Origin of the sequence: Vibrio sp. 10N.286.51.B11, from assembly GCF_041469245.1 — a bacterium.
GTDB lineage: Bacteria > Pseudomonadota > Gammaproteobacteria > Enterobacterales > Vibrionaceae > Vibrio > Vibrio crassostreae_C.
This window is the reverse complement of record NZ_JBFRKI010000002.1, coordinates 104,100-117,605: the sequence shown is the minus strand read 5'-3', so window position 1 is coordinate 117,605 and position 13,506 is coordinate 104,100. Positions and strand designations below refer to the sequence as shown.

The window sequence follows — 13,506 nt, the reverse complement described above, 5'->3', positions numbered from 1 at the left end:
TTTTTATCTTTCTGCGTAAATGGTACTTTTGCTGCATTTATCACCACTTTTACAACTGTTTAATTAAACCTGCTTTGCCAGCCTTGCGGGGTTTGGTATAAAGGAGCTTCCACTTTTCGAGATTTCATTTTGATGCCTAAATTTACGCTCATCTTTTCGTCTAAGTTCCTTCTGCTCGCCATCGCCCTATTTGGGTTGGCTGGATGCCAGATTGAATCTGAACCTAAAAGTGTCCTTGAGCAGATACGAGATCGTGGCGTTCTTCGTGTCGGCACCCTAAATAACCAACTCTCTTATTACATCGGTCCTGATGGTCCTGCTGGCTTGGATTACGAATTAGCTCGTGAATTTGCGCAGGAGCTTGGTGTAAAGCTTGAGGTTAAACCCGCTTACCGTTTGTCTGGCTTGTTCCCTGCACTGCAGAAAGGCGAAATCGATCTTATCGCGACCGGCTTAACGCAAAACAACAAACTGACACGAGCTTATCGCGCCGCACCTGCTTATTACTATGTAAGCCAACAGGTCGTGTACAAAAAGGGCCAATGGCGCCCAAGAAACCTTGAGCAATTGATCAATTTTGAGAATGAGCGTCAGGCTGAGTTTGTAAAAGCACAAGCTGAATCAGAAGCTGCGGTATCAAGCGAGACGCTGACGCCCTCTTTGGTTGTGGTGAAAGACTCGCACTTTGAGCCAACACTAAAGCAGCTGCAGAAAACACACGATGACTTTATCTATGATGCGGTCGGCAATGCTGATATCAACGACCTGCTCAAAGAAGTATCGACTGGCGAGCGCTTATTTACGGTTGCGGACTCAATTGAGCTGTCACTGGCACAACGTTTATACCCAGACGTAGCTTTGGCTTTTGAACTGACAGAAGACCAACCTATCTCTTGGTACCTAAATAGATCGGAAGATGAAAGCCTGTATGCTTTGCTGATTGAGTTCTTCGGTAACCTAAAACAGTCTGGTGAACTGGCTTCACTAGAAGAGAAATACATCGGCCACATCGGCACTTTTGACTACGTTGATACTCGTGCCTTTATCCGCGCACTGGACAGCAAGTTGCCAAAATGGTCGCCGCTATTTCAAAGGTACTCTCAAGAATTTGATTGGCGCTTGATTGCCGCTTTGGCCTACCAAGAATCACACTGGAACCCTGTTGCGCGCTCACCAACGGGTGTTCGTGGCATGATGATGTTGACACTGCCCACCGCGAAGAGTGTTGGGGTAACCAACCGTCTCGACCCGAACCAGTCGGTACAAGGCGGTGTTGAGTACCTGCGTCGTATCGTGAACCGAGTACCAGATTCAATCACTCAACACGAAAAGATCTGGTTTGCACTTGCTTCATACAATGTCGGTTACGGGCACATGATGGACGCGCGTCGCCTCACGAAGGCACAAGGAGGAGATCCTGATGCTTGGGGCGATGTGAAAGACAGATTACCTCTGTTAAGACAGAAGAAGTACTACAGCCAAACTCGATATGGGTATGCGCGTGGTGATGAAGCGAGAAACTACGTTGAAAACATTCGCCGTTATTACCAAAGCATTATTGGCCATGTAAATAAGCGCAATAAAGAACAAGAAGCGACCCTTGAAGGTTTGGTGGTGATCCCACCTTTAGAAACCTCAGGTGCTGAATCGAGTATCAGCGCAGCTCAGTCGACAGTAAGCAGTTCTGAGCCTTCACAGTAAAACCCAAAAGAGCAATGCCATCTAGCATTGCTCTTTTTTATTGTCTTTTTTCGACTCTTCTTTCGTCACTAAGGGATAAGGGAAGCAGGCAAGAAAATGATGATGAGATCTAGAGTGTCATATTGCAGTAACAATCGAACCTTATAACGGCACACCACAATCAAGATTATGCTCTGTTGCACTGCAATGCTGGCTTTAGACTAGAACTGCTTTTCTATTTAAGCCAAGCGTGCGACAGGCCAAACAAACGAATAACACTATAATTAAATCGTTAGTCCAAACTAAAAAGTCAGACGACAAATAGGAAATCATTGAAATGATGAAGAAACTGAAATCGAAACGCCTTGATAAGACCGTTGCTGCAAACCGTCGTAAGCGTATGCTTTCAAATAATAAGAAGAAGATCATTTGGCGCAATCGCGCTTTCATGCAGATGATTGCTGAGTAAATGTAGTTACTCAGTCAGTTTGCTTGGCACTCTTGCGATAGAGAGTGCCGAAAGTACGCTGCTATTTCTTATTGCCAGCCTTCATCTCTGCTTCTAAACGCTGCTCTTCCAACAGACGTTCTTGCTTTCGCTTCTCTTTTATCTCTTTTCTACGACGCTTGAAAAACGCTTGTAATTGCTCACGGCACTCTTCCTCTAACAAACCATGTTCAACGTCGGCATAGTGGTATGAGGCCTGGCTTTCAAACAAATTCAACACTGTACCTGCAGCGCCTGCTTTTAAGTCTGGAGCACCAAACACAATGCGCTTTACTCGGCTGTGTAGCAAGGCACCTGCGCACATTGGGCAAGGCTCTAGCGTAACGTATAAAGTGGTATCGAGTAGCCGATAGTTTTCTAAGGCTTGACCGGCTTTACGCAAGGTTTCAATTTCTGCGTGTGCCGTAGCATCGTGGCTGCCAATCGAACGGTTCCATCCTTCAGAGATAATCTCCCCATCTTTTACTAATACTGCACCAACAGGAACCTCTCCCTCGCTCTCTGCTTGCGTAGCCACCTCGATGGCGCGTCGCATGAAGATTTCATCTTGAGGGGTGAATTGATGGTCTGACAAAGGGAACTCCAGAAACAAAGGATAAAAACGAAAATAGGTATGCGGTGAAGCATACCTAATCTTAGAGATAATGAACAATAAAGAGGTAATAGACAACAACAGACAATGAACCATTGCCGCTTGCTGGTTGGTCGAACTGTTAGCTATTAGCGTCTTCTATGTCATCGGCTATTGGCGTCGCTTTGATACTCACAATGCGATTGTTCTCAACAGAGATAATTTCAAACTGCCACTGCTGGTATTGAACAACTTCGCCTGCATCCGGTAAGCGCCCTATTAACCATGTCACAAGGCCATTCAGCGTTTGGAAGCTCTCGCTTTCGCCCTCAAAATCCGATAGCTCTAAACGGTTTTTCAGTTCACTGATAGGAATCAATCCATCCACCAACAAACCGTCTTCCACTTGCTCGGTCCAAAGATCGTTCGGATTATTCGATAGCTCGCCAGCAATCGCCTCAAGAATATCGTAATGAGTCACAAGACCTTGAACATCGCCATACTCGTCGACAATGAATGCCATCTCGGTGCCCGACTCTTTAAAGTAGCCAAGTAGACGCAGAGCTTTCATCGATTCTGGAACATAGATCGGCGAGCGAGACAGCCCCATGATCACTTGAATGCTTAGATTGCCCGCCTGATTCAGCAAGGCTTTGGCTGACACTGTACCCACCACTTTATTGAGGTGATCTTGGCACAATGGAAACACACTGTGTTTTGATGAACGCAGTTTCTTTAATATCTGCTCAACGGGTTGGTCGACATCCAGAAAGTCGATGTCTCGACGCGGAGTCATCAATGAGCTCACAAGACGATCATCAAGCTGCAAGATATTACGAATCATCTCTTGTTCGCCGCGTTCAATCACACCCGATTCTGAGCCCTCTTTCACAAGTGCATGGATATCATCTTCGGTAACGCTATCTTCTTCACCGCCTCGGCCCATCAACTTAAGAATACCTTCCGTTGAAGCCGACAACGCAAACACAAACGGCGTCGCGATTTTAGATAACCAGAAGATTGGCAGCGCGACTAACACAGCAATGTTTTCAGCTTGAGACTGAGCAAAACGCTTTGGTACCAACTCACCGACAACGATAGCGAAATAAGTAATACCTACCACCACAACCGCAGTAGACAAGATGTTCGCTTGTGTTGGGTCTAGTCCCCACAGTTCAAGTTGAACGGCTAGTGGAGCCGATAGCGTCGCCTCACCCACAATCCCGCTGAGTAGGCCGATTACCGTGATACCGATTTGGATTGTAGAGAGGAAGCGGGTTGGGTTTTCTTTGAGATCAAGAGTAACCTGAGCGGAGCGGTGTTTTTCGGCTAAGCGTTTCAGCCGACTATTTTTTGCTGCTACCAATGCAATCTCAGACATGGCAAACAGACCATTTAAAACAATTAACCCTACTAAAAGCAGAATTTTCATGTGGCTTGGATTTCCTAAATTTACCGGCCAACAATTAGCCGTAATCCGGAGTATAAGCTGAGTGCCTTTATTTTGAATATAAAAAGTTTTGGATATAGAAAGTTTTGGATATAAAAACCTTGGATATAAAAAACGGAAAAAATAGCGAAAAAAAGCCCGCACATTTCGGTGCGGGCTTAGCAATGAATAAAGCTTAGTTTTGCTTAGTTCAATCTTACATTGTGTAAGTGTAAGGTGCTTGGATACCTAGTGGGATACCAAGAGCCCAGTAAGCTAGCAAGAAGATAGACCAACCGATTAACATCGCAATCGAGAATGGCATCATTAGAGAAGCTAGAGTACCGATACCTGTCGACTTAACGTAGCGCTGACAGTAAACAACAACCAGTGGGAAGAACACCATTAGTGGAGAGATGATGTTAGACACAGAGTCACCTACACGGTAAGCCGCTTGAGATAGCTCAGGAGAGATACCCACAACCATTAGCATTGGAACTAGGATAGGACCAATCAGTGCCCACTTAGCTGAAGCAGAACCAACAAGAAGGTTAACTGCAGCCGTTAGTAGAATCATACCAACAACCGTTGCTTCACCTGGAAGGTCCATCGCTTTCAAGCCTTCAGCACCGTAAAGTGCCAGCATAGTACCGATGTTTGATTGAGCGAATGCAGATAGGAACTGAGCACAGAAGAACGACATTACAATGTATGCGCCCATCGTTGCCATCGTCTCAGACATTGCTTTGATAACATCATTACTATTCTTGAATGTACCCGCTACACGGCCGTAGACGATACCCGGAATAATAAACAGGATGAAGATCAGAGGAACGATAGACTTCATTACTGGTGCTGAGAACGCCGTTAATTCGCCTTCAGGTGAACGAAGTGCTGAGTTTTCAGGCATTAGAGCCGCGATAAGCAGACCAATACCGGCAACCATTGCCCAACCAGCGAATTTGAATGCTTTAGATTCAATGGCTGTGAACGTACCTAGATCAGGTGCTTGTTCTGCATCTTCATCTACAGGCGTATTAGCAAGACGAGGCTCGATAATTTTCTCTGTAACGTACCAACCAATTGCCACAATTAGAATTGAAGACAAACCAGTAAAGAAAATGTTCGCTAGAGGGTTGATCACATATGCAGGGTCAAGAACGTTTGCCGCTGTTTGAGTGAAACCTGCTAGTAGCGGATCAATACCTGAAGGAATGAAATTCGCTGAGAAACCACCTGATACACCAGCAAACGCTGCTGCAATACCCGCTAGAGGGTGACGACCCGCTGCGTGGAAGATGATGCCGCCAAGAGGAATGACTAGAACGTAACCTGCATCTGCTGCTGTGTGAGACACGATAGCAACCAAGATTAGCATTGGCGTTAATAGCTTAGCTGGCGTGAAATTAAGCATCTTCTTAAGGCCTGTCGTAATGAAGCCTGAAGAGTCTGCAACGCCAACACCTAGCATAGCAACAAGTACGATGCCTAGAGGCGCGAAACCTGTGAACGTGGTAACCATATTCGCGAGGAAGCTAGCAAGCGCTTCACCAGTGAGTAGGTTGTTAACTTCTAGAGCAGCACCCGTTTGAGGGTTGATTAGATCGAATGAAAGATTCGACAAAAGTGCAGATGCTACCCATACAATAACTAGAGCCCAGAAGAACAGAATTGCTGGATCTGGAATTTTGTTGCCGGCGCGTTCAATGAAGTTTAGAAAGCGGTCCATTCCACTGATCTTCTCAGTCGATGGTGCTTTTTTTACGGCTTGGTTACTCATGGTAACTCCATATGTGATGTTGTTTGTTTAGGCCTAATATAAGTTTGGACCATGGCCTATTGGTGCAGCACATATTCTATTAAAGTCGTCATTAAAAAGCACAAGATTCCATCTTATTTTCCATAAATGGAGACATATTTTGCAAAAATACCATACAACAGCAACAATATAAAAACACAAAACATACCATTCCATATACAGAGTTTTAACTGGCACGTAAACAATGTCCGAGGAGTGAAAATTATCAGTAAAAGGGGTAGCATGAGCCTTGGCATGCAGTAAACGTTTGCTTGAGGGTCAATCAAACTCACTGTATTTGGAGAGCATAGTTTCGAGGTAAATACTTTGTGCGTGGTTCATACGATCTTGCCATGCAATTGTGACAGTAATGCTTTTTAATGCGCTAGACAGAGCACCGTTTGCATTAGTCACTTCACAGGTCATGGCATAGGCAGAACCCGACAAACCGGATAAAGGATCTGAACTTGCTATGTTGAGACAATGACTCGCCTGATTTAGTTCCGAAAAAGGAATTAAACTTACCGCTCCACTCACATTAGACGCCCGAGTTCGATAATACTCCATCTGCCTTTCAGCAAAATGCAGCGCCTCTACGCTGTGGAGCGCAAAATCCGATTTTTGTTCAGCGTAGATCTGCAATTTAACCAGCCCTAGTGAGGCAACACCAATCAACAGAAAAGAGATAAGAACCTCTATCAAGCTAAAACCTGAGTTCTTAGAAATCATTCCATGATCCTCGCTTCCACTTCGCTTTTAAAGGAGTGCTATGAGGGTTGTATTCACCGGTATAATCCAAATTGATTGAACCCTGAATTGTCGATAACCCACCAACGGAATCAAAGAACATCCCTCCTTTAGGGAAAAAAGAAGCAAATCCAATATAAACCGAATTACTCTGTACTAAATCAGTAATAGGAATTGTATCTGGAACTTTAGCCCACAAACCACTCAGTAGGTCGGTATCAGTATCGGGAGAGTTAGTGTTATCGAATACGGTCATATCATTTAGATGATAAAAAGCCCCGTCAAATACGCTCGCGTTACCATTCGCAACGATGCCGTCCTGAATCACTAAAGAGCGAGGCGTAATAACCCCTGGGATAGGTTCAACTACATTAATCGCAGGTGAATAAACGACGCAATCACCTATAACCCATACCTTATTCTCCCCACTTGAAAAGGCATCATTAATGGCTTTGCTACACTTATTTCCTTCATATTCACCATCAACCAAGTCAATATGCTTAGGGGGGACTACTGTCCGATCAATAAGGTCTATAACATGATAATCAAGCTTAATTTGGTCAATGTTCTCTGACGTCTTTGGCACGCCAAAATAATTAGAGAACGTATCGATATCCGGATCGAATTTGAAATCTGATTGAAAAGAGTTTGAAGGCAGCGCCCCAACGGAGTCGATGGTTGCATCATTGCTAATATTGGTGGTTTGTTGGCAAGACTCAAACGTAGAAAAAGGAGGTGACTCTGGAGTAATGGTCTTCAAACGTCCTCCTCCCTTTTGCTTATAGATAACACTATCTAAAAATCGAACCGATACACACTCGTTAATACCATCAACAGCAGTAAGAGCAATATCAGGATTAATATCGATATTGTGATCAGAAATAAATTCTAAACTCGAATTGGTTTGCATTACTCCTAATCCCGAAGCGTCTACAAAACTAATCTCTTTGTTCAGCGATAAAGACTCAGAACTCGACACCAATATATTTGGCGTGAGTGCTTCTGATCCCAACGTAACGACTTTCGACTGCTGACAATAATCCATTAAATCATTGGGAATAGCTGTCAGATCATTTTCAGCGATGTAAGTGAAGCCACACTCCAAGCCTCCTTCCGATCGCCAGTGTTCTTGTCTGCCCTGCACTTCATTCTGTGCGACTTTAATTTGATGGAATACACTGCGATACGTGCCTAATGTCACCACTAAAGCACCAATTAAAAGCACTGACGTAATCAATAACGTCACCACACCACGCTGCTTTTTAAATATCATCATTGCCAGTTCCTCTGCTTAACGGAAACCGAAACAGATTTGGAAACACCTGCGGTTGGGATTGACGCTGTAATACTGATATCAGTGAGCGTGCTCTTGATAGAATTCTGCTCCAATACTTGGGAATTAATGCTGAACTCATCAACATCAATGAGGTTGTCATCGAACAGTGAGTAACATCCAGTAACCTCATGAAATGTAGGAATTGCCTCCGATACAGTGGTGCCCTTCTCACATATTTGCAGTTTGGTTCCATTTTTTCTGTAAACGATATTTCGATGTTCTTTACTTGCGCTTGAGCCCTCTCGGAAGTAAACAAAACCAACCGCAATAGCGCCACTCACTTGGATAGTATTACTCGCACCGGATAGCTTTATGGAATCGCCGTTTGAACCATCGTAGCCTGCTCGTTGGATATCCTCTTTCATCACCTGCATGGTGCTGGTTAGATTTTGTAGCAGTAATAGCTCGATGCCTTTATCTTTGGCGATTCTCTGCCCCGTAATAAACACACTGCCAATAATAGAAATCGCGAACACACCAATCACAGAGGCCACCATCAATTCAATCAGTGATGTTCCTCGTTGCTTGTTAGGCGCTGCCACTATCGGCTTAACACGCATAATAGCCATACTGAGCGCTCGACTCGCCGCATACCTTAATTCGTCCTGGCGGGCTAGATAGCTTGATCAAAAGTCGATCAGTGGAAGTACCATTAGGGAATAGATAAATTGTCCCCCTGGAAGGCCTTCCTCTAACACTCTCAAAGCTGATTCTTGCGCCGGTGTAGTTATGGGAAAACGATAAATCTCGAAATGGTTTACCCGACAACATCAGTAACGTTTCACCAGAAAGGTCTTCAGTAGGCTTTAACCTTACAGTCCACTCTCCGGTTGATTGCACCTCATTTTTATCCATAGAGAAATGTACCCACAGATCTTGATTCCTTTTGACCGATTCAGACTTGGCCTGAATGAGAAAACCATTCAACTCTCCGGCGAGTCGCTGCATCTTGACGGTTTCAGTAACCGAACTAAAACTCGGGGCAGCCGTCGCTATCAGTATCGACAGTACCGATACCGTTATTAACAGCTCTAACAAAGTAAACCCGCGAGTCATTTCCCAAATTCCTATGTAACTCAATGCGTAACCGCATTTAATCTTGCAGCGATGCTACCACCGGAGAAGAATGGGCTGAGCTATGAAAGGAAACTACTCGCGATGATTCGAAAAAATATATGCAACAGCAACAACTTAAGCATGAGAGGGATGACATTGATCGAGTTATTGCTCGCTGTCGCTATCGTGGGGATACTCGGTGCAATTGCTTACCCAAGTTATACAAACCATGTCATCAAAGCGCATCGAGTCACAGCAATGGCCGATATGACCAAGATGCAACTGGAGATGGAGACCTTGTACACGGGGAACTATGCATCGGCAGCAGAGAGTATAATTTCAGGAGGGACATGCTTGTTTTGTGATACCGATACTAACCGGTACACGCTAGCGATATCTGCGAGTAGCTCCACCTATTCAATTCAAGCTGAACCACTCTCACCACAAACAAACGATGATTGCTTAGATTCGACGACCGATATTTTGGAGCTACACCATTCTGGCGTTTCAGAGCCAGAAGCGTGTTGGAAGTAACAAGAGCAACCACCAAAGGGCTCTAGAATTTATCTGTGCAACCTCAATTCTTTCCTCTATGAGCTTCTTTTCTCTAACCTACAAACACAAAAAAGCCTGCTACATGAGCAGGCTTTTCTAATATTATCAACAACCTAAAGTATCAATAACCTAAGACATCAATAAATTGATTACTTAGTTAGGTCATCGAAGAAGTTTTTAACACCGCTGAAGAAACCTTCAGACTTTGGCTTGTGCTTGCTTGCCGCTTCACCACAACATGTTTCTTCGAATTCACGCAGTAGTTCTTTCTGGCGAGAGCTTAGCTTAACCGGTGTTTCAACCACTAGTTTAACGATTAGGTCACCCACACCGCCGCCACGAACGCCTTTCACGCCTTTGCCACGCATACGGAACATACGGCCCGTTTGTGTTTCTTCTGGCACTTTAAGATTTACACGACCATCTAGTGTTGGAACTTCAACTTCACCGCCTAAAGCAGCCATAGAGAAGCTTACTGGCACTTCACAGTAAAGGTTGTTGCCGTCACGCTCAAAGATATTGTGCTCTTTTACGTGTACTTGTACGTACAAGTCGCCAGCTGGAGCGCCGTGCTCCCCTGCTTCGCCTTCGCCAGATAGACGAATGCGATCACCAGTATCAACACCTGCTGGGATCTTAACGTTAAGCGTTTTCGTCTTCTGTTTGCGACCTTGACCATGACATGAGTTACATGGGTCTTTGATGATCTTGCCTTTACCGTTACAAGTAGGACAAGTCTGTTGAACCGCAAAGAAACCTTGGCGCATTTGTACCTGGCCATGGCCATGACAAGTACCACACGTTTGTGCAGAAGAACCCGCTTTCGCGCCGCTGCCGTCACACGTATCACACTCTACAAGTGTTGGTACTTCGATTTCTTTAGAAACACCACGAACCGCTTCTTCTAGAGAAAGTTCCATGTTGTAACGTAGATCTGAACCACGTTGTGCACGCTGTTGACCGCCACCACGACGACCGCCGCCGAAGATGTCGCCAAATACGTCACCGAAGATATCGCCGAAGTCACCTTGGCCACCGCCGCCAAAACCACCGCCGCCGCCCATGCCACCTTGTTCAAAGGCTGCATGACCGTATTGGTCGTAAGCTGCTTTCTTTTGAGAATCGGTTAGGATCTCGTACGCTACTTTTACTTCTTTAAACTTATCTGCTGCGGTCTCATCACCCTGGTTACGGTCCGGGTGGAATTTCATCGCTAAGCGTTTGTACGCTTTTTTAATATCGCGCTCTGATGCATCGCGGCTTACGCCTAATACTTCGTAAAAATCACGTTTTGACATGTTCTAGGTCACCAAAATAATTGCTACTACCGAATGATCACTTCAGTAGTCTGTGTATCAATCTAGATAAAAGTTCTGCCGGCTGAAATGCCGAATAAAGCTATTATCTAGATCGACAAGTCTAAATACAAATTTACGGGCGTGAGAGTTACCTCTGACGCCCGCAATAATAAGTCTTTGAGACAAATTTCTAAGCAGATAGCTTGAGTCCTAAGTGGAAGCGCGGAGCCTACGTTAGTAGGTGGACACTTCCGATAACGAAATCAGGCTACTCTGCGACGAAATTATTTTTTGTCTTCTTTAACTTCTTCAAACTCAGCGTCTACAACATCGTCGTCTTGCTTAGGTTGTTCACCAGCGTCAGCACCTGCTTGTTCAGCTTGAGCTTTCTGTTGAGCAATTTCCATTAGCTTTTGAGCAGCTTGCATAAGTTCTTGAACTTTAGCGTCGATAGCTTCTTTGTCGTTACCAGACTTAACTTCTTCTAGTGCCGTGATAGCCGCTTCGATCTTCTCTTTCTCGTCAGCAGGTAGAGCTTCACCAGCTTCTTCTACTTGCTTCTTAGTGCCGTGAATCATTTGGTCAGCTTGGTTACGTGCAGTTACTAGCTCTTCGAACTTTTTGTCCGCTTCTTTGTTAGCTTCTGCTTCTTGTACCATTGCTTCGATCTCTTCCTCAGACAGGCCGCCTGATGCTTGGATAGTGATCTTCTGCTCTTTACCTGTTGCTTTATCTTTAGCAGATACGTTCAGGATACCATCAGCATCTAGGTCGAATGTTACTTCGATTTGTGGCATGCCACGTGGTGCTGGTTGGATACCTTCTAGGTTAAACTGACCAAGAGACTTGTTGTAAGTCGCTTGCTTACGCTCACCTTGAAGAACGTGGATAGTTACTGCGTTTTGGTTGTCTTCAGCTGTAGAGAACACTTGATCCGCTTTAGTAGGGATAGTTGTGTTTTTCTCGATAAGCTTAGTCATCACGCCGCCCATCGTTTCGATACCGAAAGATAGAGGAGTAACGTCTAGTAGTAGAACGTCTTTAACGTCACCCGCTAGTACACCACCTTGAACAGCAGCACCCATTGCAACAGCTTCGTCAGGGTTCACGTCTTTACGTGGCTCTTTACCGAAGAATTCAGTTACTTTAGCTTGAACCATAGGCATACGAGTTTGACCACCAACTAGGATAACGTCAGTGATTTCGCCTACAGATAGGTCAGCATCCGCTAGAGCAACTTTTAGTGGCTCAAGAGAACGTTGAACTAGGTCTTCAACTAGAGACTCAAGCTTCGCACGAGTCACTTTGATGTTCATGTGCTTAGGACCAGTCGCATCAGCAGTAACGTAAGGTAGGTTTACGTCAGTTTGAGTAGTAGAAGAAAGCTCGATTTTCGCTTTTTCTGCTGCTTCTTTAACACGCTGCATTGCTAGTGGATCAGCTTTAAGGTCGATACCTTGCTCTTTCTTGAACTCATCTACTAGGTAGTTGATCATGCGGTTATCGAAATCTTCACCACCAAGGTGAGTGTCACCGTTAGTTGAAAGAACTTCGAAAGTCTTCTCGCCTTCTACTTCATCGATTTCGATGATAGAGATATCGAATGTACCACCACCAAGGTCGTATACAGCGATAGTGCGATCACCACCTTGCTTGTCTAGGCCGTAAGCTAGAGCAGCAGCAGTTGGTTCGTTGATGATACGTTTAACATCTAGACCAGCGATACGGCCAGCATCTTTCGTTGCTTGACGTTGAGCATCGTTGAAGTAAGCAGGAACAGTTACTACTGCGCCAGTTACTTCTTCGCCTAGGAAGTCTTCAGCTGTTTTCTTCATTTTCTTAAGAACTTCAGCAGATACTTGAGGAGCAGCCATTTTTTGGCCTTGCGCTTCAACCCATGCATCACCGTTGTCAGCCTTAACAATGTTGAAAGGCATGATTTCGATATCGCGTTGAACTTCTTCATCTTCAAAACGACGACCGATTAGACGCTTAATTGCGTATAGCGTGTTTTGAGGGTTAGTAACTGCTTGACGTTTCGCAGGTTGACCAACTAGCGTCTCGCCGTCAGTGTATGCGATTACCGATGCTGTTGTGCGTTCGCCTTCAGCATTTTCTAGTACGCGTGGTTTGTCGCCGTCTAAAACAGCAACACAAGAGTTAGTAGTACCTAAATCAATACCAATGATTCGACCCATCAGGCTATCTCCGAAATATAATCTATATTAGTTTTTTGCTATACCCACATATGTGGGGGGCGGTAATCAGGGATTCAACCCTAATACACAAAATTTAAGTGCAAATGTAATTTGCTTTCGTATGCACCATAGATAAGGGCTGCAAACTGGTTTTCAAGGGAATAAGTAAAAAAAATCTATTTTTTCCCGTATCTTTTTACATAAAGGTAAAAAGTGACCGATCCCTTGCCAATTAAGGCTCCAATGTTGAGAAACTCTCGCATTTGTCGCCACATTGAAACCTCAACCCTATTCCAGATGCCATAAAAAAAGACCTTCATGTGGAAGGTC

At 44.7% G+C, this 13,506-nt stretch carries 11 protein-coding genes and 1 pseudogene; 3 read left to right on the top strand and 9 right to left on the bottom strand.

All coding sequences use genetic code 11. The features are described 5' to 3' along the window. The first annotated feature begins 132 nt into the window (after positions 1-132). Both mltF and AB4154_RS00800 read left to right on the top strand, forming a co-directional pair. Positions 133-1,701 carry a membrane-bound lytic murein transglycosylase MltF gene (gene mltF / locus AB4154_RS00805; protein ID WP_372121981.1) on the top strand — a complete coding sequence of 523 codons (1,569 nt, stop codon included), beginning with the start codon at positions 133-135 and terminating at the stop codon, positions 1,699-1,701. A 316-nt stretch (positions 1,702-2,017) separates the two neighbouring features. Next, positions 2,018-2,149: a hypothetical protein gene (locus AB4154_RS00800; protein WP_017059878.1), complete on the top strand. Its 132-nt coding sequence runs from the start codon at positions 2,018-2,020 to the stop codon at positions 2,147-2,149. A 61-nt stretch (positions 2,150-2,210) separates the two neighbouring features. Here the strand turns inward: AB4154_RS00800 and tadA are convergent. The 7 genes and pseudogenes from tadA to AB4154_RS00765 all read right to left on the bottom strand — a co-directional run bounded on the left by tadA (position 2,211) and on the right by AB4154_RS00765 (position 9,125). Continuing rightward, a pseudogene (gene tadA / locus AB4154_RS00795) lies at positions 2,211-2,815 on the bottom strand (tRNA adenosine(34) deaminase TadA). Positions 2,816-2,901: 86 nt separating this feature from the next. After that, the gene (locus AB4154_RS00790; protein ID WP_372121979.1) at positions 2,902-4,191 is read right to left on the bottom strand and encodes a hemolysin family protein; all 1,290 of its coding nucleotides are present in this window, start codon (positions 4,189-4,191) and stop codon (positions 2,902-2,904) included. Positions 4,192-4,405: 214 nt separating this feature from the next. Further along, positions 4,406-5,968, bottom strand: coding sequence for an AbgT family transporter (locus AB4154_RS00785; RefSeq protein ID WP_017059875.1), 1,563 nt, complete (start codon positions 5,966-5,968; stop codon positions 4,406-4,408). Between the two features lie 297 nt (positions 5,969-6,265). Continuing rightward, positions 6,266-6,715, bottom strand: coding sequence for a prepilin-type N-terminal cleavage/methylation domain-containing protein (locus AB4154_RS00780; RefSeq protein ID WP_372121977.1), 450 nt, complete (start codon positions 6,713-6,715; stop codon positions 6,266-6,268). Further along, a complete protein-coding gene (locus tag AB4154_RS00775; RefSeq protein ID WP_017062784.1) occupies positions 6,705-8,009 on the bottom strand; it encodes a hypothetical protein in 1,305 nt (434 codons plus the stop codon). Before AB4154_RS00775 ends, AB4154_RS00780 begins: the two co-directional genes overlap by 11 nt. Further along, complete coding sequence (locus AB4154_RS00770; protein ID WP_029235082.1) at positions 8,006-8,638, bottom strand: PilW family protein; 633 nt, start codon at positions 8,636-8,638, stop codon at positions 8,006-8,008. The genes AB4154_RS00775 and AB4154_RS00770 overlap by 4 nt, the downstream gene beginning before the upstream one ends. Next, positions 8,619-9,125, bottom strand: coding sequence for a GspH/FimT family pseudopilin (locus AB4154_RS00765; protein WP_017067642.1), 507 nt, complete (start codon positions 9,123-9,125; stop codon positions 8,619-8,621). The genes AB4154_RS00770 and AB4154_RS00765 overlap by 20 nt, the downstream gene beginning before the upstream one ends. Positions 9,126-9,227: 102 nt before the next feature. On the opposite strand from AB4154_RS00765, the gene AB4154_RS00760 reads away from it, so the two are divergent. After that, positions 9,228-9,659, top strand: coding sequence for a type IV pilin protein (locus AB4154_RS00760; RefSeq protein WP_371714507.1), 432 nt, complete (start codon positions 9,228-9,230; stop codon positions 9,657-9,659). 170 nt (positions 9,660-9,829) lie between these two features. Here AB4154_RS00760 and dnaJ read toward each other — a convergent pair whose 3' ends face one another. Together dnaJ and dnaK are read right to left on the bottom strand one after the other, a co-directional pair. Continuing rightward, entirely contained in the window at positions 9,830-10,978 is a 1,149-nt protein-coding gene (dnaJ, locus tag AB4154_RS00755; RefSeq protein ID WP_136975828.1) for a molecular chaperone DnaJ, read from the bottom strand. Between the two features lie 284 nt (positions 10,979-11,262). Further along, on the bottom strand, positions 11,263-13,176 hold the full coding sequence (dnaK, locus tag AB4154_RS00750; RefSeq protein ID WP_372121974.1) for a molecular chaperone DnaK: 1,914 nt from the start codon (positions 13,174-13,176) through the stop codon (positions 11,263-11,265). Between the last annotated feature and the right edge of the window lie 330 nt (positions 13,177-13,506).